This is a genomic window from Mesorhizobium sp. NZP2077 (assembly GCF_013170805.1).
GTDB lineage: Bacteria > Pseudomonadota > Alphaproteobacteria > Rhizobiales > Rhizobiaceae > Mesorhizobium.
Genome location: NZ_CP051293.1, coordinates 5958989 through 5981062, shown reverse-complemented (window position 1 = coordinate 5981062; position 22074 = coordinate 5958989). Strand labels below are relative to the sequence as shown.

The 22074-nt window shown below is 60.8% G+C and carries 19 protein-coding genes and 2 pseudogenes; 17 read left to right on the top strand and 4 right to left on the bottom strand.

Annotated features, from left to right (window positions below):
* Positions 1 to 52: 52 nt before the first annotated feature.
* A complete protein-coding gene (locus HGP13_RS29785; RefSeq protein WP_172232535.1) occupies positions 53 to 322 on the bottom strand; it encodes a hypothetical protein in 270 nt (89 codons plus the stop codon).
* Positions 323 to 346: 24 nt separating this feature from the next.
* On the opposite strand from HGP13_RS29785, the gene HGP13_RS29780 reads away from it, so the two are divergent.
* The 7 genes from HGP13_RS29780 (at position 347) to HGP13_RS29750 (ending at position 8912) form a co-directional block, all read left to right on the top strand.
* Positions 347 to 526: a hypothetical protein gene (locus HGP13_RS29780; RefSeq protein ID WP_172232532.1), complete on the top strand. Its 180-nt coding sequence runs from the start codon at positions 347 to 349 to the stop codon at positions 524 to 526.
* Between the two features lie 159 nt (positions 527 to 685).
* A complete protein-coding gene (locus HGP13_RS29775) occupies positions 686 to 2992 on the top strand; it encodes a peptidase domain-containing ABC transporter (RefSeq protein WP_246707158.1) in 2307 nt (768 codons plus the stop codon).
* Positions 2993 to 3013: 21 nt separating this feature from the next.
* Complete coding sequence (locus HGP13_RS29770) at positions 3014 to 4420, top strand: HlyD family type I secretion periplasmic adaptor subunit (protein WP_172232529.1); 1407 nt, start codon at positions 3014 to 3016, stop codon at positions 4418 to 4420.
* A 46-nt stretch (positions 4421 to 4466) separates the two neighbouring features.
* Positions 4467 to 6200 carry a tetratricopeptide repeat protein gene (locus HGP13_RS29765; RefSeq protein ID WP_172232526.1) on the top strand — a complete coding sequence of 578 codons (1734 nt, stop codon included), beginning with the start codon at positions 4467 to 4469 and terminating at the stop codon, positions 6198 to 6200.
* Between the two features lie 841 nt (positions 6201 to 7041).
* Positions 7042 to 7539 (top strand): hypothetical protein, encoded by a 498-nt coding sequence (locus HGP13_RS29760; RefSeq protein WP_172232523.1) that lies wholly within the window; start codon positions 7042 to 7044, stop codon positions 7537 to 7539.
* A 318-nt stretch (positions 7540 to 7857) separates the two neighbouring features.
* Positions 7858 to 8715: an ATP-dependent DNA ligase gene (locus tag HGP13_RS29755; RefSeq protein ID WP_172232520.1), complete on the top strand. Its 858-nt coding sequence runs from the start codon at positions 7858 to 7860 to the stop codon at positions 8713 to 8715.
* Entirely contained in the window at positions 8712 to 8912 is a 201-nt protein-coding gene (locus HGP13_RS29750; RefSeq protein ID WP_172232517.1) for a DUF768 domain-containing protein, read from the top strand. Before HGP13_RS29755 ends, HGP13_RS29750 begins: the two co-directional genes overlap by 4 nt.
* A 26-nt stretch (positions 8913 to 8938) precedes the next feature.
* Here the strand turns inward: HGP13_RS29750 and HGP13_RS29745 are convergent, their stop codons facing one another.
* Entirely contained in the window at positions 8939 to 9271 is a 333-nt protein-coding gene (locus HGP13_RS29745; protein ID WP_172232514.1) for a hypothetical protein, read from the bottom strand.
* Positions 9272 to 9464: 193 nt separating this feature from the next.
* Between HGP13_RS29745 and HGP13_RS29740 the strand changes: the two genes are divergently transcribed.
* From HGP13_RS29740 to HGP13_RS38090, 5 genes and pseudogenes are all read left to right on the top strand, one after another.
* Positions 9465 to 9686, top strand: a complete 222-nt coding sequence (locus tag HGP13_RS29740; protein WP_172232511.1) for a DUF768 domain-containing protein — start codon at positions 9465 to 9467, stop codon at positions 9684 to 9686.
* A 68-nt stretch (positions 9687 to 9754) separates the two neighbouring features.
* Complete coding sequence (locus HGP13_RS29735) at positions 9755 to 10114, top strand: hypothetical protein (protein ID WP_172232508.1); 360 nt, start codon at positions 9755 to 9757, stop codon at positions 10112 to 10114.
* Between the two features lie 944 nt (positions 10115 to 11058).
* Entirely contained in the window at positions 11059 to 11226 is a 168-nt protein-coding gene (locus tag HGP13_RS29730; RefSeq protein WP_172219756.1) for a hypothetical protein, read from the top strand.
* A gap of 406 nt (positions 11227 to 11632) precedes the next feature.
* Positions 11633 to 11995 (top strand): annotated as a pseudogene (locus HGP13_RS29725) (tyrosine-type recombinase/integrase); the annotation flags it as partial.
* 712 nt (positions 11996 to 12707) lie between these two features.
* Positions 12708 to 12845, top strand: a pseudogene (locus HGP13_RS38090) (integrase); the annotation flags it as partial.
* Between the two features lie 75 nt (positions 12846 to 12920).
* Here HGP13_RS38090 and HGP13_RS29715 read toward each other — a convergent pair.
* Entirely contained in the window at positions 12921 to 14060 is a 1140-nt protein-coding gene (locus HGP13_RS29715; protein WP_172232505.1) for a mandelate racemase/muconate lactonizing enzyme family protein, read from the bottom strand.
* A gap of 67 nt (positions 14061 to 14127) precedes the next feature.
* Here HGP13_RS29715 and HGP13_RS29710 point away from each other — a divergent pair, with 67 nt between their 5' ends.
* From HGP13_RS29710 to ugpC, 5 genes are all read left to right on the top strand, one after another.
* Positions 14128 to 14829 (top strand): GntR family transcriptional regulator, encoded by a 702-nt coding sequence (locus HGP13_RS29710; protein ID WP_172232502.1) that lies wholly within the window; start codon positions 14128 to 14130, stop codon positions 14827 to 14829.
* Between the two features lie 125 nt (positions 14830 to 14954).
* A complete protein-coding gene (locus HGP13_RS29705) occupies positions 14955 to 16193 on the top strand; it encodes a sugar ABC transporter substrate-binding protein (protein ID WP_172232499.1) in 1239 nt (412 codons plus the stop codon).
* 106 nt (positions 16194 to 16299) lie between these two features.
* Complete coding sequence (locus HGP13_RS29700; RefSeq protein ID WP_246707156.1) at positions 16300 to 17202, top strand: sugar ABC transporter permease; 903 nt, start codon at positions 16300 to 16302, stop codon at positions 17200 to 17202.
* Positions 17195 to 18040, top strand: coding sequence for a carbohydrate ABC transporter permease (locus tag HGP13_RS29695; protein WP_172232493.1), 846 nt, complete (start codon positions 17195 to 17197; stop codon positions 18038 to 18040). Before HGP13_RS29700 ends, HGP13_RS29695 begins: the two co-directional genes overlap by 8 nt.
* 10 nt (positions 18041 to 18050) lie before the next feature.
* Complete coding sequence (gene ugpC, locus HGP13_RS29690; RefSeq protein WP_172232490.1) at positions 18051 to 19130, top strand: sn-glycerol-3-phosphate ABC transporter ATP-binding protein UgpC; 1080 nt, start codon at positions 18051 to 18053, stop codon at positions 19128 to 19130.
* 265 nt (positions 19131 to 19395) lie between these two features.
* On the opposite strand, the gene HGP13_RS29685 is transcribed toward ugpC, so the two are convergent.
* A complete protein-coding gene (locus HGP13_RS29685; protein ID WP_172232487.1) occupies positions 19396 to 22074 on the bottom strand; it encodes a nitrate reductase in 2679 nt (892 codons plus the stop codon).

The following is a 22074-nucleotide window of genomic DNA, read 5'->3' as shown; positions in this document are numbered from 1 at the left end:
AACTGGCGCTACCGGCTCGCAAGGCCAGACAGGCCCGACCGGGGCAACCGGTTCAGATGGCGGTGACACTGGTAGTCATGGCAACAACGGCCACGGCAACGGAGAACAGGACGCGCCCGGCAACTCCGCGGGCCATAACAATGGCGACAACAGCGGGCATCAGGGACAGGGCAACTCCGCCGGTGGCCAAGGCAACGGAAACGGTGGCAACAAGGCCAACGTCACGGCCGGCACGCTCGGGCTCAAGGACACGACGCAATTCCTGCAGTCCGGCTCGACTGATGGCAGCGGCGGTTCCGGCGGCAATGCGTCGCTCGGCCAACTGATCGGCCTTGCGTCGACTTCGTTGACCAAAGACCTGCTGAATGTCCTCAAGACAATCAGCGGATTCGGCAACAACCAGAACAAGCCGTCCGGGGCGAGCACGGACCTTACCTCGGACCAGACCAAGCCCGGCGCCGGCTACGCCAGCAACGACCACACCGCCAAGACCTCCATGAAGGATCTCTTGAAGCCGCACGAATGAACAGGAATTTGACGAGAGACCGCCGATGGCAACGTACGCGCAGATTTTGCGGGAAAGCGGGATTCGCGCAGCCGATCAGTTCGGAGTACAATACTGCATGGGAAACGCCTCAGTCTGGCCATTGTTGACCCGTCGCCCTGCGTACCGGATGAGAAGTCGATGGTGAACGTCCCCGTAAACGCCGAAAGCCAGCCGGTCTCGATCCGCGCCGGCACCAAAGTCGAGGGCGCAACTGATCAGGCCGGCGGCCACGCGGCGGCGCGGGCCTCCGGCGGCCCCGTCGAGTTCGACCAGTTAGGGCCACGCCTCAAGGCGGTGGTGCGTGTCGCCCGCTACCATGGCGTCGAACTCGACCCCAACGAATTCAGGCCGTCAAGCGCAAGTCCGGTTCCAACCGCTTCCGACCTCGCCGAGTGGGCCCAGAACGGCGGCATGTGGTCGCGCGCCCTCCACATTCGCTGGTCCCACCTCTTGCGCTTTCAGGACACTGGACCGGTCGTCCTGCTGTTCAGCGATGGCGGTGCGGCTCTCCTGACCGGAGCGAGCGCCGAGCGGAACGTCATTTTCCTGAAAAGCGCCGACGCACCAGACGACGGTGAAGCCACGGCCATCGACGAGCTACGACTGTCGCAGGTGTGGACAGGCGATGCGGTCTTGTTGCGCTCGGCTCGATCCGAGGTCGCGGCGGATGCGCCGTTCAGCCTTCGCTGGCTCGTCGAACTGGTACGGGTCGAAGGGCGACCCCTGCGCGATGTCGCCATCGCCTCGTTCACGCTCAGCGTTCTTACCATTTTGCCGCCACTGATCGTCATGACGCTGGTCAACAAGGTGCTGCAGTTCAACAGCATCTCGACGCTGGTGCTGCTGTCGACAATCATCGCCGTCGTCTTCGCCTACGAGACGCTGCTCGGTCACGCCCGGCGAATGATCATCAACGTCGTCGGCGCCCGTCTGGACATCAAGCTGCAACTGCACGTGTTCAGTCGGCTGCTGCGCCTGCCGCTCGACTATTTCGAGCGCCATCCGGCCGGCGAGACGATGTATCATCTGGCCCAAGTCTATCGCATCCGCGAGTTCCTGACCGGAAAACTGCTGAGCACGTTCCTGGACCTGATCACGCTTTGCGTCCTGGTACCGGTGATGTTCTACATCAATGCCTCGCTGGCGTGGATCGTCATTGCCTGCGCGGTCGTCATCCTCCTGATCATCCTCGCCTTCCTCAAGCCGCTGCGTCGCAGGTATCAGCAGGTGGTCGACGCCGAGACCTGGAAGTCGGCCGCGCTCGGCGAAACCGTGGTCGGCATCAAGACGGTGAAGGCGCTCGGCCTCGAGCCGCAACGCAAGGCGCTTTGGGACGAGCGAGTGGCTGAAGCGGGCAGGGCGCGTCTCGCCTTCGGGCAACTCGCCAGCTGGCCGCAGACCCTGGTCACGCCGATCGAACGATTGATGGTGCTCGGCACCATGCTTATCGGCGCGTATCTCGCGATGAACGACAGCTCGGGCTATATGGTCGGTAGCCTGTTTGCCTTCATGATGATCTCCCAACGCGTCGCCCAGCCGCTGGTCGGGCTGGCGCGGCTGGTCGAAGATTATGAAGAGGTCGGTGCGGCGATCGGCGAGGCGGCGTCCGTCCTCAATCGGCCGCTCGAGAGTAGCTCGAATTCTATCGGCCTGAGGCCAAAGCTTGTTGGCGAGGTCAGCTTCAAGGATCTGACCTTCAGCTATATCGGCACCAAGACACCGGCCCTTGACCGGGTCAGCTTCGACATCCCGGCAGGGTCCATGTTTGGCATTGTGGGACGCAGCGGGTCGGGAAAATCGACCATCGCGCGCCTCCTGCAGGGTATCAACCGCGATTACAGTGGGTTCCTCAAGCTGGATGGCGTCGACCTCAAGGAGATCAACCTGCGCCACCTTCGCCAGGGACTCGGCGTGGTCCTGCAAGATAACTTCCTGTTCCGTGGGTCGATCCGTGACAACATCATCGCCGGGCGCGCAGGGTTGACCCTTTCCGACGCCATGCGTGCCGCTCACCTCGCTGGTGCTGAAGAATTCATCGAGCGGATGCCGAATGGCTATGACACCTACATCGAGGAAGGCTCGCCGAATTTGTCGGGCGGTCAGAAGCAGCGGCTGGCGATCGCACGCGCACTCATCCATGATCCGACCATCCTCATCCTCGATGAAGCGACCAGCGCACTCGATCCGGAGAGCGAAGCCGTGGTCAGTGCCAACCTTATGCGCATTGCCAGCGGGCGAACGATGATCATCGTTTCGCATCGGCTTTCCTCGCTGACCGAGTGCGACCAGATATTGGTCATGGAGCAGGGCAAGGTGCTCGACGTTGCGCCGCACCCTGTCCTGCTCGAACGATGCGCGCTCTATCGCCAGCTGTGGTCGCAGCAGAATAGGCACCTGGACGGCCGCAACGGGCGTCCGGCTGTCGTCCCCCCGAGGTTGGTTTAGTCATGATCGCTGCGGCAGCCCATGAGTAGCACCTCACTCACCATCCGTCCCGCCCGCTGGCGCCGGACGAAAACGAGCGATCCAACGTCTCCGGCCATTCTCGAATTCCAGTGGCCGTCGACGGCGATTGCGAACGCGCCGATCCCGCGCGCCGCGCGTGGAATCGTCTGGGTCATTTCCAGCCTGGTGGTCGTCCTGGTCGTCCTGGCGGGGCTGATACCGGTCGATCAGGTCGTGACGACCAGAGGGCTCGTGGTCTCACAATCGCCCAACATCGTCGTGCAGCCGCTGGAGACAGCGATCGTGCGCTCTATCGACGTTCGTGAAGGGCAGCATGTGCAGGCTGGACAGTTGCTTGCCCGGCTCGATGCGACATTTGCCTCAGCCGATCTCTCGGCCCTGGCGATGCAGGTTTCGACGCTTGAGGCCGAAGTCGCACGGTTGAAGGCGGAGGCCGACGGCCAGGCGTTCAACTATGACGGTCTTGACCCAAGCTGGACCTTGCAGGCGTCGATCTTCGAGCGGCGCAAGGCCGTCTATGATGCAAAGGTTGAGAATTTTGACCGCCAGCGCGACGAACTCTCGTCCGTGATCTCACGCTCGCAGTCGGATGCTGACGGCTACCGTCAGCGGCTCGCTGTTGCCGGTTCGATCGAAGACATGCGCAAGCAGCTCGAAAAAAGGCAGGTTGGCAGTCGCCTCAACACACTGCTTGCCGAAGACAATCGCGCGGAAATGTCCCGGGCGCTCGGCAATGCCCAGCAGACCGCCGAAGCCGCCAAGCTCCAGCAGGCGGCAGTGGCCGCCGAACGCGACGGCTACATTCAGAATTGGCGCGCGGAAGTCTCGCAGAGCCTGTCGGAGGCGAGTTCGCGGATGTCCGATGCGCGCGAACTCCTCAACAAAGCAAAACTGCGCAAGCAGTTGGTCGAGTTGAAAAGCGAAGCAGACGCCATCGTTCAATCGGTGGCCAAGGTCTCGGTTGGCTCGGTCCTGCAGTCCGGTGATCGGCTGATCACCCTCGTGCCTGCAAACGCGCAACTTGAGATCGAGACAAACATCGTCGGCCGGAGCAGCGGATTTGTGCATGTCGGTGACCCCGTGGTCATCAAGTTCGACACCTTCCCTTATTCGCAATACGGCCTCGCCCATGGCACGGTTCGCGCGGTTAGCCCGGATTCGTTCTCGGCGCGGGAACAAGCGCGCGACCCGAACAGCTCTTTGTCGATGCTGCCCGCCGATGCCGAACCGTTCTACCGCACGCAGATTTCCATCGACCAGGTCGCCCTGCACGGTGTTCCAGCGGGTTTCGCCGTCAGTCCCGGCATGCCGGTAACCGCCGACGTCAAGGTCGGTCGACGCACTGTGCTCAAATACCTTCTTGGGGCCATGCTGCCGATCGGCCAGGAAGCGATGCGAGAGCCTTAGGCTCGGCGCAACAGGCGATAAACGGAGTGATCTGGGGCTTGGATCGATGACAATTCTGGATCGGCTGACCGGTCTCGTCAACCCGACGGCAGCCCTGCGCCGGGCGATCCATCTTTACGACATCGGAAAGCACGCCGAGGCATTTCCGCTCATGGCCATCGCCGCGCGTGCCGGGATAGTCGACGCGGAATTTCGGGTCGCGCGTTGCTATCTGGAAGGTTCGGGCGTGCCGTCTAGCCGAATGGAGGGAGCGCGCTGGCTGCGGCGGGCAGCCGACCGCGGGAGTGCCGATGCGCAGGCGCTTCTCGCCGCACTCTACGTGACAGGGTTGGTGCCTGCGGACGCTGATGGCAAAGGCCTTGGGTCGGAGCGCTTGTTCGATCGAGATTCCTCGGGCGAGGCGGACTTCGCGGCAGCGCGCGACTTTGCAAAAAAAGCCGCCGAGGCCGGTTCGGCAACCGGCCAGGCAATCCTCGGCTACATCCTAACAAGCGGTCCCAAACCGATGCGCGACGCGGATGCAGCGCACCACTGGTATGAGCAGTCCGCCGCAGCCGGTTGTGCTGAAGGATCCCTCGGACTTGCCCTTTCGCTGGCTCGGCGTGGCGGGACCGCCGAGCGGGGCAGGATTGCCAACGAGATCCGACGCGCCGCCGACGCAGGCCTGCCGACCGCTATCTATCTTCTCGCCGTCATAACCGAGCATGGGCTGGGTATGTCGAAAGACCCTGCGGCCGCCGCAAGACTGTATCAGACCGCTGCGGAAAAAGGTCTTCCCTCGGCCCAGTTCCGGCTTGGTTTGGCACTCATCGACGGTGCACTCGGCGACCGTGACGCGGCAGCCGGGGAAGCTTGGATGCGGCGCGCCGCTTTGGCGGGTAACAGCGAAGCGGCCTATCTCCTCGGCGATCATTATGTGAAGGACCGGCCTCCAAACTACGCAGAGGCCGCAAACTGGTACCTGCGGGCGGCAGAGGCAGGTCACCAGGCCGCCGCTCGCGCAATTGCCTCTCTCTACCTGACGGGAAACGGCGTTGCCAAGGATGACAAAGAAGGGAGGCGCTGGTTGCGCGCTTCCGCAGACAGCGGCAACCAGGAAGCGCGGATCGACCTAGCCAATCTCCTCCTCGGAGGGACCGGCGAGCTTGACGACACCACAGGCGTTGCCGAGTGGTTCGAGGCGGCCGCGTCGTCGGGCGACCTTATCGCGGCGTTCAATCTCGGGCTGTGCTTCGCCAAGGGCGTTGGTGTCAGGCAGGATGAAGGGCAAGCCGCACACTGGCTGAGGCGTGCCGCCGAAGGGGTGCCGGAGGCACAATATATGTATGCGCGGATGCTTCAGGATGGGCGCGGCGTAGAGGCCGACCTCCAGCAGGCGCGCGTCTGGTTTGCCGGTGCAGCCGATGCTGGCATGCTCGACGCGCGGGTGGCTCTTGCCGAGATGCTGCTCAACGGGCGCGGAGGTGCGAGTTCGCCGGCTGCTGCGGTGCGACTGTTCGAGCAGGCGGCCGGCGAAGGTCACGCCGGTGCGATGTTTGCGCTTGGAGCGCTGTGCGAAGCCGGCCAGGGCCTTCCGTTCGACCAGAAGGTGGCGCAGAAATGGTTCGCCGCCGCAGCTGAGCTTGGGCATGGCCAAGCCCAACTCATGCTTGGCCGATATCTCTCCAGAGGTCTCGCCGGGGAGCACAACCCCGTGGCCGGTCGCCGTTGGCTCGAACAAGCGGCTGCGTACGGTATTCAAGAGGCCACTGACGAACTGGCCGAGTTTGCTTCGGATTAAGCTTGGATGGAGGTTCAGTAGCCGCTAAGTTCGCCTGGTTGCCTACCTCGGAACTATATGGAGAGGTTCTGATTTTGGCTCACGAGAAATCCAATCAAATCAGAGGTTAGAACATGCCTTCCGGACCCACTGTGGCGATTGATTCTGGAACGAAAGAATACGCTACTTGGTGGAGCGATGACGGTATTTTTCAAGGCGAAGCGGGCACGCTGTCGGTCCGAAATGGGCCGCGGCTTCGTCGATGTTCAACCGGTTCGAGGCAGCATCGTAGAACGCCAAACGGCGGGGGCGTCGCATGCGGCTTTTCATATTTGTGATCGTGGTTGGCCTGTTCATGGCGTCCGGCTTCTGGCTAGCGACGGAACTGGTTATCGCCGGAGGCTGAGGCCCGGATTGACAAAAGAACACCACAGGACCCGTTAGGCCGCCTACAGCCGGACGGCGGGTTCAATGGGATTCGACGATACACTTCAAATCCACGCGGCAGAAATCTCCTGTCCTCCTACCTAAAACTGATAGGGACCAAGGTCTCAGACTGCTTAGTGCAAAGGTCTGATCGGCCTTATTTGGTTCCGGCAATCTCCATGGATGTTCCGTATATTAGCGATTGCGCATAACTGTCATCGCCCCGGGAGGCCTGCAATCTACCTCATTTGACCATCTTGCATTCCGGATTCGGTTTGCACTCCATCGGCCGCGGCCCGCTTCAGGGAAAATGCTCAAAGAAGCCCATGGTTGACCGGGGAGGGGCGACCAGGATTGCTCAAGAAACAAGTGCGCTTTCGCCTTGAAGAGGCCCGCTACCGTTAGGCGGCGGGCTAAATACAAGAAGGAGATCGACTTGGACACCTTAATAGCGCTTGCAGCGCTGGCCATATCTCTGCTTGCTCTGGGTATGTCCTTCTACTTTTGGAAGCGTCAGTTTCGCCCGATCGTAACGGCTACAGTTAAAACTCATAGCGGCGGGAACAATGGGATCGCCTATAAGCTAGTGGTGCTGAATTCTGGATCCATTCCGGCGACAAATATCCGCCTGATCGTTTACGACCAAGCGGGGCTCAAAGCGGCTCTTGGAGCCGGTGCCAGTGAGGATAACCAAAATCGATGGCTGGCGTGTTTCCACCATTCGACGGAAATCCCGCTCCTCCAAAACGGCGACAGGACGTCATGCTCATTTGGGATGACGCACATGGATCCGCAGCAAAGCTTTTGGAAACCGCGGGCGACATTTGCGATTCGCATTGTGTATGATGACTGGTTCGGCGCCAAGTACGACTCGGACCCACTTAACATGTTGCAGATCGCCGACTCCGACCGCTTCACTGCTCCCAGCCGGTGAAAAGTTGCCAGCAAATCGCTGGCGATGGTCAAGGAAATCGGCCAAATGCCGGACGATAGAACGTCGAAAAACCGGCGTTCGGCAACGCATTGTAAGCAATTGCCGTAACCGTTGATTCAACCATTGCTGGTATCAGGAGGGTGTGAGGAGCGGCTCCGACACTCGGGCTTGGGTAAGGGGTTGCCGGAGCCGCCTGCGCAGCCCGGTTGGGGTTTGACCGCGCCGTCCTATTTTGGGACAGCGCGGTCAACGATTCGTTAAAATCTTCCGGAACTAATTCAGCTCATGCTAATTGAATCCTGGTTGCGGGTCTTGTGCATGCGTTTGAAGTTCATCCCTCCGTTGATGCCGACCCTGGTCGAGAAGCCACCCGAGGGCGACGACTGGATTCATGAGGTCAAGTTCGACGGCTACCGCACCCAAGTCATCATCGACTCCGAAGGCGTGCGGATATTCACCCGTCGCGGCCTCGACTGGACGTCGAAATACTGGGATCTCGCCAAGGCGGCCGGCGATCTAGACGTCGAAAGCGCCATCATCGACGGCGAGGTGATCGTCACGAATGAGGCTGGCCTGTCCGACTTCCATGCACTCCGCAAAGCAATCACCAGCCGGCAGCACGCTCTCTATTTCGTGGCCTTCGATCTGTTGCACCTCAACGGATACGATCTTCGCGATATGGCGCTCAAAGACCGCCGGGCCGGGCTCTATGCGATAATTCCGCCGGGCCTTCGCATCCAATTCAGCGACGCGCTGCCCGGCGATGCCAAGGCGATCTTCGAACTGGTCGAAAAGGCCGGGCTGGAGGGCATGGTCTCGAAGCGCAAAGACAGTAAGTACCGGAGCGGCAAATCGACGGCCTGGTTGAAGCTCAAGGCATATACCATCGACGAATATGAACTGCTCGGCGTCGAGCGTGAGCCGGGAAAGCCGGCCTTCGCGCTGATGGCCGAGCGTGGCACCGGGCGCTATGTCGGCAGCGCCTTCATCACCCTGAACCGGGAAATGCGCGAACGTCTCTGGAAACGCGTCCAGGACCACGCAGGAGCGGCGCCAAAGGGCATGAGGCGACCAGCGACACAATGGGTCAAGCCGGGGCTGATCGGCCGCGTGAAGCATCTCCGCGGCGAGGAAGACTTGCGGCATGCCTCGCTGCAGGATTTCCGGGAAGAATGAGCAAGCGCGGTAGTGATTTTCTCTACCATTGGATATCGGACCATTTGCCGGACGATCCGATCACTGACCCGGTGCTGCTTGTGATCGATATGGCTGTGGATGCGAAACAGGCGGCGGTAGCCCAAGGCATTGCCGGCCAAGAGATCGACGAAGAAATCGGCACGATCTACCAGTTCATCATGCAGGGGTTGCGCTAACTGCTTCTACGTCTGCCCCTTGCGCGTCAAAAAGCGTGGGCTTCCTGCTTATTGATGATGCTGCGTTTCGGCCGGCAGTTGTATACTCGTAAGGTTCGGGTGCCGCGCAGGAGGGTGCCATGCGAGAATTGCCATTCGACATCGATGCAGATGCCGTGATTGAAGTCGGCCGTTATCTGGATGATCACGCGAAGACCACCGCAGTTTCGATATCTGAAGCACTCCGAGTAATCAGGCGTCGCGTCAACAATTCGCGCGTCGGCGACATTGGTTTGGAGGAACTGATTGTAGAAAGTGCCGTAACCAGAAAACTTGCTATCTTGTTGGACAACCACAATTAAAAGCGCGGCATTAATCATGCGCGACGCCGGCAGGCGAAGCGGTGGAACGGAAACAGGCGCTCCGAGTTTCCTAGCTCACGCAAATGCATAATGGGTGTCGCATGTTCAGTGAGAAAGAGACTCGACTTTTAGAGGCAGGGCTCTTTGTCGCGGTGCCGCTCTCAATCTTGATCGCTGTGGTGATGGTCAGCCTGACGTTCGGCTGGTTCTTATGAGCACACGCGGAATCAACTTCCTGGATCAATGGCTGGCCAACAACGTCCCCGACACGACGAAGGCCGATGTCATCTCCGTTGACGAACTCACGCACAAACTGATCGCAGACGCCAAGGCGCTCGGCATCAAGCGGGGTGAAATTGATGAAGAGGTCGACAGCCTCTATCGAAAGATCCTCGACGCGATTGTACATTACGACCCTGGCCTGCCCGAATAACCCTTGCCATCGAGATCGAGGCGAGGAATATAATCCTCTGTTGCGGCGGCCGTTCAACGGAGTTCGCCATGCCCCAAAAGACCCTCGCCGACACCCTGGCCGCCCGCGAAACTATCTATGTTAATTGCGGGCACCCGATGTGCTGTAAGTCGACCAAGCTCGATACCCAGGCGCTCACAGACCGCCTTGGGCCGGATCACGGCTCAATGCATCAGGATCTCGTCGGCCTGTTCGGCTGCTCGCACTGCAAGGCCGCGGGTCGCGATCGGCGCCCGGTGTTCTTCACCTTCATTCCCGACTACGAGGGCCAGCAGCGGGAGCGCAACCGCGACTGGAAGCGACCTTCGGAAGCGCCAAGCCAGAGATTTAATGCAGCGGCCCAGCGGCTCGGTTGCCAGGGGGCTGGCGGACTTAACCACTGGGCCTAACCGGCGAGGCGGGTGCGGCGCCGGTCTGCCGATATATACGGTATTGCTAATATAACCTGAACACACCCCTATGAACGAAGGAAGGTAGCAAAAGGTGTAGCGGCGACCTCTCTCGAGAAGGGGCCATTTCTACAACTGCCGAAACTGCGCTCAGAAGGTCGATCAGTGGGACTTACGCCGAGTCGTCTGGCACCAACACGGGGCCGGGGCCGCCGGAACCCGACGCCACGGCTCTAGAATTTCTTTCAAGCATTTAAGAAGCCGCCCCATTCGCGGCAGCGGCGGGTCGATCTAGCCTTGCGCGCGCGAATGTAGAACGAGACGTGAGCGTTGCCGTCACCATCATGCGCTCGACCGCTAGGAGTTGCCTAAACACAGCCTTTTGGACGATGGCCTGCGTGGTTCCTCATTTAATTAGAGGATGCTAAAATATCTTTGATACCGGGAGGTGTCAGATTGGATGCTTCACGCATTAGCTTCGACGCCAGGCGACGGGCAGACTCGGTTGCCCCGCCGCCTAGATATGATCCTTTCCGGGCAAGTGTCACCGGGGCGGCTATAGCTGGCGGCGCGGCTGCTGTTGTTTGTTTGCTTGCCGACAGCCAGCACATAACGGGTGCGATCACCACAATCATGATACTGGCGTTTGCGCTGGTGTATTTCCATCTGCGGAGCAAGGAGCGGAAGAACGTAGAGGCCTTTGACGACTCATACATCGACCTCCTGGAACTCGAGAGGGCAAGAGAGAAATTGGACCTGGAGAGGGCAAGAGAGAAAAGCTTGCCTGCATCCAAACCAAAGTCGCTTTCTGTAACAAAAGCTCGCCTCACGATGAGGAGTCCCCGAGTGCCGGTACGAAGGGCCGAGCGATCTGGCAACTCGCCACCGTTTGGCCCGCGCTGTCTCCGCCAACAGAGATTGCGGGCTTTCAATCATCGAAGGAAGTGCTGACCGACAAGCCTCCCCCAATCTACATCGTGCGCGTGTTCGAGAAGCCGCATTGGCGGACCGTGCTGACCACCAAGGACAAGCAGAAGGCGTTCGATATGGCCAAGGAGATCGGCGACAAGGTGCGGGTCGAGGAGATCACGCCGAAGCCGAAGAAGCGCTAGCCGACAATCGCCGCGATGCAACAAATAGCATCGTCACTTGGTGCCAGGCGACTGGTGGCTATACGAGTTGCGATCTTTTGTTCCTCCGGCCTCCGGCCGGCTCACAAGTGCCTCGAGTTCATCAAGTGTGAACTCAATCTGGTATCTGTATCGCGAACCATCTGAATAGATACCGCCGGCATTTATCGAAAGGATGACCGCCCCATCCGTTTCGAATCTGACCTCGCCATCGCCCAACGGTCTATCGAAAATCGATCGAGAAACGCCTTCTCGTTTCGCAGGTCCTACCAGTATCCGCATTGCCTACCCCCTGTTGCCTCGCAAATAGGAAGTAGCGCCCTCACGCCACAACAGAGGGCTCGGAGCAAAGGCCGTGCCAAACCATACGCCTCAATATGGGACAGCACTGCTGCGGCTGTGGTGGCGCGAAGGCAAGCGGCTGGGGGTGATGCTCCCCCATGGCTGGCTGTTCCCGGGGCGCGGCTGCACGGCGCCGATCTCGTCGCGGCAACTGCATCGCGCGGTCCAGGAAGCAGCCGAAGTCGCCGGCATCCGCAAGCGCGTCAGTCCGCACACGCTGCGTCACAGCTTCGTCACCCACCTGCTTGAGCAGGATGTCGACATCCGTTTCATCCAGGTGCTGCTCGGGCACAGCAAGCTCGATACCATCGCGCTCTACACCAAGGTGCGGGTCGCACTCCTTGCTTCTAAGTGGCTCCCTGATGCAGCACGTAGGCGCGCATTCGCCCTTGATGAGGCCATCGCCTGAACGAACCGGCCCCCAAGCGCAAAAGGGTGACTCCTTGTCATTCCGGCGCTGGCCCGGCTTTGCGTAAGTGGCCTGCTGCCTGTTCCTGGCCTCCGGCGATGCCTCCTTCGTCACCGGCGCTGTGCTCGTCGCCGACGGCGGCGGCCGGGCGCCGACGCAGAACAGGGCGGTGTGACGATACGAAGTTATGAGACTACCTGACCCGCGGACGCCCTGCCGTCCAGCAACACCTGCCCTTTGTCGGGCCGGCGAAGCCCGGCCAGCAGGCGCACTCCCGGCCAACAGCCCCTATTGATTTTGCAGCAAAAATATGTCCCTGTTTGCAGACTGGTGACGGTACTTTTCGAGACTGCCGGCTCAGCTCGGTGAAAAACCGAAAAGTGCAAAAATCGTCCGATTGCTCTCGATAGTTGCTGAAACCTCAAAATATTTTTTGCAGCGATTTTCGCTTTAGAATCAACAGCGTAATTTTTTAACGGTTCTGGTGTCGGACTTTGCACATAGCTGAAAAATATTTGACAGTAATTTCAACGAGTTACATGCTGTTTGAACAATCGAGTGGGAATGATTCAGGCCCACCCAAACGCCGCCGAGAATACGCCAATCTGCGACGTAACATACTGAAAACAAAAATAAATCCTTTCAGAGACAATCAGCGACAATCGGCACGCAGAGATGGGCGTCGACAGACCGCTTGACGGACCTTCCGCATATTGGGCCCGCTTCAATTACTACTTTCGTGCCAAAGGACCGCTCGCTTTCGCCCTCAGAAATTCGCGTGATGCTGAAGCAGCTGGAGCACGTCGCCACAATTCCCACGATACGTTTGGGCATGCGACTTTATTTGCTGAGACCGGCAGCAGACCACCTCGGGGTACAATGGTGAACGAGTGCCACGGCCTTGGCCTGGGATTCAGTTTCTTCATTACTTCATGGGAAGACGTGGATTTTCTGGCGCGGCACCCAGCTCCGACCGGGCCAGGCGCTTTGGCCTGATCCATTCGCCGCGTGCTTTTTCCGATAGCACCAGCCCATGGCCCGGCCGATCGGGCGCATAGGCGTAACCGTCCCGGATGTCGATAGGCTGTTCCACCAGATGGTCAAAGTTCTGAAATGAATATTCCAGCCATTCGACCTCGGGAAGCGCGGCCGCCATGTGCACGCCAACCTCCAGGAAAGTGTTACCTAGGCTGACCGGAATCCCGAGTTCGGCAGCCAGCCATCCGATGCGCATGACATCCGTCACTTGGCCGTGGACATTCAGCATATCTGCCGCATGGGCTTCCAGAAGAAGCCGCTTGCCTTGCAGATCCAGATACTCGCCGCTGTTGATCTGGGTCCATGTGACGGCATGCCTGAGTGTTCTCAACCCTTCATGGTCGTGACGCAGGATCGGATCCTCGACCCAGAGAAGGTCGTGGCCGGCCTCGCGGATCGCCACCAGTTTCGTGATCGCCTCCTTCGAGGTCCAGGCCTCGTTCGGATCGATCATGACTTTGGAGCCGGCCGGGACACAGGCCTTCAACAGTTCCAGGCGCCGCAGATCGCGGTCGAAATCCCGATGGCCGACCTTGATCTTGAAAGCCGAGTAGCCAATCGACGCCGCGTGGGAGAACAGCGAGACGAAGGCATCGTCGTCGAGGTGAAAGTCGAGGCCGCTGGCATAGGCTTTCACCCGGTTGCGGCGACTGCCAAGCAAGACATGGAGGGGCATGCCGGCTTGCTTCGCCGCAAGATCCCAAAGCGCGACCTGAACCGCCTCGTGAAAGGGCAGGGAGTAAGCCCGCTGATTGCCACCGCGGGGGCGATGCACACGGTGAACCAGGGCGATCGCCCTGTTTCCCTTCAGGGCCGGCCAAACCTCATGCTCGAAAACAGCCTCGATCTCCTGCTGGTCAGGCAGCGGATTGAAGAGCGTCTGGATGAACCCCAGCCCCACCTCGCCACTTTCAGAAACGAGTTCCAGCGCAGCGGCGTTGACATCGTCCGCCCGAACCTGACTGTCCCCGATTACCCGGTCGCGGGCGAACTGAAATCGCGTTATACGAAAATGCGAAAGGTTCATCACAGGGGCTTTCTGATCGGTTACGATAGAAAACTGATCTATCAGATGGCATCTTACTACCGAACCAATGGAGGTGCCGCAAGTGGCGGGCAAAGCAAAAACCGACGTTTCTCCCCTCGTGGCGGCCGCCCGCATGAGCGATGTCGCCTATGAACGAATCCTGGAGGGCTTGTTCGACCGACGCGTTCCGGCTGGGGCATTCATCTCGCAAAACGAGTTGTCCGCGATCGTCGACGTGCCTGTTGCCCCGCTTCGCGACGCCTTGCGCGTCCTTGAAGCTGAAGGGATCCTGACCATCCACCCGCGCTCCGGCATCCAGTTCGTCAGGCCCGGCCTGGAGCTCACGCGTGCCACCTACCAATTCCGCTCCATCATTGAGCGCGCCGCGGTCCGTATCTTTGCGGAGCAAGGCGATGAATCCGTCATGAATGCCTTGGAAATCCGGCATTCCCGGCTGCTTCGGCGCGTGGAGCGCGATGGCCTCGGCAAGGAACAATTGGAGGAGATGGACGCGCTGGAGGGAGAGCTACACGGCGCGGTCATCGCTGCACTGCGCAATCCCCTGATCGACAGCACCTACCGGCGCATGCACAATTATCTGCGTCTGCTGCGGCTCGACAGGAAGATCACGACGCCCATCATGGTCCGGACGCTCAAGGAGCACCTCGACATCCTCGAGGCTTGCGGCACGAGGAATGCCGACGCCGCCGAAGCAAAGCTGCAGGCGCATTTCCAGGCAGCGATGCAGCGAAACCTGGGTCTTGTCTGACAGGTCAATGGTGATCCATCGCTTCGCCCAGTTGCGCGCCAGGCGTTGCATGACGTGGGAAAGGATGCTACCCAAACTTCAACTGATCGATCAGATTGACGATCTGATATCTTGGAGGAGATCGCATGCAGTTGAACAAGAGGCAGTTTCTCGTGGGTTCGGCGGCCTTGGCGATGGCAGGGCAGATCGGCGGCGCCCGTGCCGCGAGTGCCATCAGTTACTGGCACCATTTCACCAGCCAGTCGGAAATGGCCAGCCTGCTGAAGATTATCGCGTTGTTTCAGGCGGCGAATGCCGATGTGGCTGTGACGCAAGAGAATATTCCGAACTCCGAATATATGGCGAAGGTCTCTTCGTCCGTGCTGGCCGGTGGGCGCCCGGATACCGCCATGGTGATCGCCGAGCGTTTCGCTGATCTCACCGCGATGGAGGGGTTGATTGATCTTACCGAGCGGGTGAATGGGTGGAAGGGCAAGGCCAATTTCCCCGAAAGTCGCTGGACCGGGCTTTCCAGCAACGGCGCCATCTATGCGGTTCCCGCCTTCGCCTTCGTCGATTGGATGTATTACCGCGCAGACTATTTCGAGGAAGCCGGACTGGCGGGGCCACCTCGAACTTTCGACGAATTCCTGGCGGCCTGCCGCAAGCTCACCGATCCGTCAAAGGGTAGATACGCCTTCGGCATGCGCGCCGGCGCCGGCGGTTTCAAATATGTTATCGATGTCATGGAGGCGTTCGGCTCGCCGATAATCAAGGATGGACAGCCAGCCATCGACAGGGCCGCGGCGATCGAGGCGATAAGGTTCTATTCCGATCTCTTCCTGAAGGAAAAGGTCGTTCCGCCGAGCGCGCCGAACGACAGCTACCGCCAGATCATGGAGGGTTTCCGCACTGGGCAGACGGCAATGGTGTGGCACCACACCGGTTCGCTGAATGAAATCTCGGCCGCGATGAAGCAGGGCAAGCAATTCTCAACTGCACCCATGCCGGCCGGTCCGAAGGCGCACGTCGCTCGCGTTGCCTACGCCGGCAATGGTATCATGAAGCAAGACAATATAGAGGCTGCCTGGCGCTGGGTGAGTTTCTGGGGGGAGACCGATGCTGCTCTGACCTTGCTCGAGGGGACGGGCTATTTCCCGGCCTCCGCCGCCGCCTTGCAAGATCCGCGCATCACCGGCAATCCAATCTATCACGCGGCGGTCGAAACGCTCGAGTTCGGACGTCTGCCGAACAATTTCGTGGGCGCGGCGGGCTGGTCCGAGAATGTCGTCAATCCCGCTTTTCAATCGTTGCTCACGGGTCAGTCGACGCCGGAACAGGCTGTGGACCGCATGATCCAAGGCCTCGAGGCCGCCCTTCGCTGATACATCCCTGCACGGCCTGCCGCGACGTGCGGCCATGCTCTGAACGTAACGGGACGATGCTTCGCATCGCGGATACATGACATCAAGCTCGAGCGGATATCGGCCGGTGCAGGCTCTCGGCGAACTGTCCGAGACCCGGTACTGGATGTATTTGCTTCTTCTTCCCAGCCTCGTCATGATCCTTCTGGTGATCGCCTATCCGACGCTTTACGGCATGGCGATCAGCTTTCGCGAGATGCGCCTGACGCGTCCGGGGCTGGGTGGCTGGGTCGGCTTCAAACATTACGCGGCAATGTGGTCCGACGCTGTCTTCTGGATCGCCCTGAAGAATACAGTCGTTTGGGTCACCGCGGCCGTGGTGCTGGAATTGGCGCTCGGCCTTCTCGCCGCGACAGCCCTCAACAGGGATTTGCCGGGCACGAAGATCTTTGCCGTGCTCATCCTGCTTCCCTATTTCCTGCCCAACGTCGTGGCGGGCCATATGTGGGCTCTGCTGCTCGATCCGAGGCTTGGGGTCATCAACGATCTTCTTGTTCGCGTCGGCGTCCTGCACACCTACAAGGCATGGTTCGCGGATCCCAATACCGCGCTTGCGGCGACCGTCCTCGTCGAGGCGTGGCACGGATTTCCATTCTTCGCGCTGCTGTTGCTTGCGGGCCTGAAGAGCATTCCCGAAGACCTCTATAAGGCAGCCGCGGTGGACGGCGCGGGGGTCTCGGCGCAGCTCAGGCTGATCACCTTGCCGATGCTCAAGACCGTGATAGCGGCGGCGGTGATCCTACGCGTCATCGGTCTGGTCAATTCGCCCGATCTGCTCCTCATTCTCACCGGTGGCGGACCGGGAGATGCCACGCAGGTCCTGTCGCTATACGCCTTCCAGACCGCCTACAAGGAATTCAATTTCGGCTACGCATCCGCGCTGTCGGTGGTGATGTTCGTGATCCTGATGGTCTTCGCTGCGGCCTATATCCGCCTGTCCAGGATCACCAAGGGAGAGGGCGATGATTGAAAGCAAGCGCCGCCGGCGCGTGATCGGCAACATAGCCACCTACTTCGCGCTCGCCACCCTGTCGATGTTCTGCACCGGTCCGATGATCTGGATGTTTCTGACGTCGCTCAAATATGAGGCCGACATTGTCACCCAGACGATGCAGTACATACCGAGGCGCGTCACCTTCGACAATTATGTGGCGATCTGGACGCAGTCCGGCTTTCCGAGGCTGATAGCCAACAGTCTGGTCGTCACCTTCCTCACGGTGACGATCTGCGTCGCCACGGGTACGCTTGCAGCCTATGCATTTTCACGCTTCGCGTTTCGCGGTCGAACGCAGCTCATGCTCGGCTATCTCGTCGTGCGCATGTTCCCCGCGGTGATGATGATCATTCCCCTTTATGTCGTCATGCGTAGCGTTGGTCTCGTCGACAGCCGTTTCGGACTTGCGCTTGCCTATACGAGTTTCCTTTTGCCGCTGTTCGTGTGGATGCTCAAAGGTTTCTTTGATTCCGCACCCAAGGAGCTCGAGAGCGCGGCGCGCATCGACGGATCGACAAGGCTTGGCGCCATGGTCCGTATCGTCATGCCGCTCGCCCGCAACGGCCTTGTGGCAAGTTCGGTGTTCATTGCCATCGCTGCCTGGAACGAGTTCCTGTTCGCCCTGATGCTGACGACGGGACAGGGTTCGCGCACCTGGCCGGTGGGCCTGCAGTTGATGGTCGGCGAATTCCAGCTTCCATGGGGTGTCCTGGCAGCAGGCGGCATTCTCAGCATCCTGCCTGTCATCATCCTCTTCGCCATCGTCCAGCGAACCATGGTTCAGGGGCTGACTGCGGGCGCCATCAAAGGTTAGGAGTTTTCGCATGGCGACACTTTCCATCAAGGACGTGCGCAAGTCCTATGGCTCCGTACAAGTCCTTCACGGGGTCGATATCGAGCTCGAGGACGGAGGCTTTCTGGTTCTGCTCGGACCGTCGGGATGCGGCAAGTCGACCCTCCTCAACATGATTGCGGGCCTGGACGACACATCCGGCGGCGACATCCTGATCGGCGGACGCTCCGTTGTGGACCTCGCGCCCAAGGACCGCAATATCGCGATGGTGTTCCAGTCCTACGCACTTTACCCCACCATGTCTGTAGAGAGGAATATCGGCTTTGGATTGGAAATGCGTGGCGTCGGCGCCGACCAGCGCAGGCGCGCTGTCGACGACGCCGCGCGACTGCTGCAGATCTCGCATCTGCTAGACCGACGCCCCGCCAATCTCTCGGGAGGACAGCGGCAGCGCGTAGCAATGGGGCGCGCGATCGTGCGTGACCCGGAGCTGTTCCTTTTCGACGAGCCGCTTTCCAATCTCGATGCAAAGCTGCGCGTGGAAATGCGCACGGAGATCAAGCGCCTGCACGAGCGCCTCGGCACGAGCATCGTCTATGTGACTCATGATCAGATCGAGGCGATGACGCTCGCCACCAAGGTGGCGGTGATGAAGGGCGGCCACATCCAACAGTTTGCCGATCCTCGCACCATCTATGAACGGCCCGCCAACATCTTCGTGGCAAGTTTCATCGGCTCGCCGGCGATGAACTTCCTGCCCGGGCGCCTGGTCTCGGACGCGAACGGCGTGCATTTCGCGGCGAGCGGCGTGTCGGTCGCATTGCAGGCCGGCAAGCGGCCGGTTGATTCCGAGCGCCCGGTGATCCTGGGCATAAGGCCTGAAGAACTAAAGGCGGTCGGGCGCGATGAAGCTTCGGTCACGGGGTTGATCGACGTCGTGGAGCCTACCGGGCCTGAAACCATGGTGACGGTGCAGGTTGGTGAACAGTCGATCATCGCCCGCCTGCCTCCCAGGTTTGCAGGCCGGCGAAACGAGCCGATATTCCTTGCCGTCGATCCGGCGAGCGTCAGCCTGTTCGATCCCGCCAGCGAGCAGCGCATCGATCTTTAGGGCATGAGCGCAAGGGCGCTTCCAACCTCGACGCCTTTCCAAAGGGGGCGCCGGTCGATCGGTTATTTATCAACTCCAATCAGCGAACGCATCGAAGACCGCTACCGCTCGACCTTGCTCAGCCTCGGCACCAGGCGCAAAATACAGGATTTTTTCAAACAAACCGGCCCTCACTGACTGCCGATGCGTTTGCAGATCGAGGTACACACCAGAAGGATTTGACTGATTTCGGTTAGTTTCATGTCAGATCTGGCGTGGGGCGCATCTATTCCGCAGCCTGAACTCGATTGACCTGGATAATCGCCCTGATCTCGGCCCGGCAAGAGCCGCAATTGGTGCCGGCCTTCAGGGCGCCGCCGATGGCTTCGACTGTCGTGCAGCCGGCCGCCGCGGCGGTCACGATCTGGTTGGCCCCGATGCCAAAACAGGAGCAGACGATCGCACCGGCATCGGGCCGATCGGCACCGGCGCGGCCGGCGACGATGCGGAAGCGTTCGCGCTGGCTGGCGTGGACATCTTCGAGCTGTTCAACCGCCCAGCCGCGCGACACCGCGACCGGGCCGGGCGCGACGAACAAGGCGCCGGCAAGGTGCTCGCCGTCGAAAGCGGCGATGCGATGCTGGCCGGCGTCGCGGTCGTGATAGGCGAGCATTTCGGCTAAGGGGGCACCGAAGAGCGAGCCGGCGAAGGCTGTCCAGTCGGCAGCGTCGTCGGCAAAGGCAAGCTCGACCCGCCAGCCGCCCTTGCAGCGGGCCGCTGCCCAATAGTCGGCGTTGATCGCTTCGGGACGTTGCCGCGTCACGGCGAAACCAAAGACCTTGGCGGCAAATTTCTCGATGCGGGCCGCGACATGTTTCAGCGCCGGCTGGCCGGAGATTGGGTCAGTGAGCGGCGCGGTCAGCGCGTCGAGCCGTCCTTTTGCCGCGAACTGATCGGTCCAATGCATCGGCGCGAAGACGGTGCCCCGGCGCTGGCGGGACGTGATCAGGGCACGGACGAGCACGTCGCCGCGCGGGCTGGAGATACGCACGATATCGGCGTCGCCGATGCCGTGGTGTTGTGCATCCGCCGGATGGATTTCGACGAAGGGCTCGGCGATGTGCTGGGACAGAAGCGGGCTTTTGCCGGTTCGCGTCATGGTGTGCCAATGGTCGCGGATCCGGCCGGTGTTGAGGATGAGCGGGAAATCGGGGCTGGTGCGGCTTTCGGTGGTTGCGCGGATGGCTATGAAACGCGCCTTACGGTCCGGAGTGTAGAAATTGCCGTTGGCGAAGAAGCGGGTGGGTTGGTGCTCCGTCGCGCCTCCTCCTGGGCTCGGCGCTGGCCACTGGAATGGAACCAAGTCCTCGTAGGCTTCCGCATCCATCTCCACATAAGCACCAATATCCAAATCCCGCGCGCCGCCATTCTCGAAGCCCGACAGCGCGGCATGCTCGGCGAAGACTTGGCCCGGCGTCTCATGTGCAAACGCCTCGGCAAAACCCATCCGCTTGCCGACTTCGGCGATGATCCACCAGTCGGGCCGCGCTTCGCTGGGCAGGCCCAGGAACGCGCGCTGGCGCGAGATGCGGCGTTCGGAATTGGTTACGGTGCCGTCTTTCTCGCCCCAGGCGGCGGCAGGCAGCCGGACATGGGCGTGACGCACGGTGTCCGTGCTGGCCAGCACGTCCGACACCACGACGAAAGGGCAAGCCTTGATCGCTGCCTCGACGGCGTCGGCATCCGGCATCGAATCGACCGGGTTGGTGGCCATGATCCACAGCGCCTTGATGCGCCCGTCGGCCACGCCTCGAAACATCTCGACCGCTTTCAGGCCAGGCTTCTGCGCAACCGCCGGCGCGTTCCAGAAGCGCTGCACGCGGTCGCGATGTTCGGAGTTTTCGATCTCCATATGGGCGGCGAGCATGTTGGCCATGCCGCCGACCTCGCGGCCACCCATGGCGTTGGGTTGGCCGGTCACCGAGAACGGGCCGGCTCCCGGCTTGCCGATGCGGCCGGTGGCGAGATGACAGTTGATGATGGCGTTGACCTTGTCGGTGCCTGACGACGACTGGTTCACTCCTTGGCTGTAGACGGTCACTGTCTTTGCGGTGGCGGCGAACAGGCTGTAGAAACGGGTGAGTTCATCCTCACTGAGGCCCGTCGCGGCAGCTATTCCGGCAAGGTCGAGCGCCGAGGCGGCGAAAAGCGCCTGCCCGAAGCCGGTCGTGTGAGCGGTGATGTAGCCTCGGTCGAGCGCGTTGTGCTGGCCGAGCCAGCCGAGCAGCCCGGTGAACAAAGCGACGTCGCCATCCGGCGCGATCGCCAGATGCATGTCGGCGATATCAGCGGTCATGGTGCGGCGCGGGTCGATGAGCACGATCTTCATCTCCGGCCGCTTTTCCCGGGCCGCGGCGATGCGCTGGTAGAGCACGGGGTGGCACCAGGCGAGGTTGGAGCCGACCAGCACGATGAGATCGGCGAGTTCCAGATCCTCGTAAGTGCCCGGCACCGTGTCGGCGCCGAATGCGCGGCGGTGGCCGGCGACGGACGAAGCCATGCACAGGCGCGAATTGGTGTCGATGTTGGCCGAGCCGATGAAGCCCTTCATCAGCTTGTTGGCGAGGTAATAATCCTCAGTCAGCAACTGGCCCGAGACATAGAAAGCGACCGCATCCGGGCCGTGCTCGGCGATGGTTTGCGAGAAGGTCGATGCAACGAGGTCGAGCGCCTCGTTCCACCCTGTCCGGCGGCCGTGGATTTCGGGATGGATCAGCCTGCCCTCAAGGCCGATCGTCTCGGCCAGAGCGGAGCCCTTGGAGCAGAGCCGGCCGAAATTCGCGGGATGATCGGGGTCGCCGCGGACGGACACTTGCCCTTCCGCGGCGACCTTCGCCAGCACGCCGCAGCCCACCCCGCAATAGGGGCAGGTGGTCCTCACCTCGCGTGCCGCGTCGATCTCCAT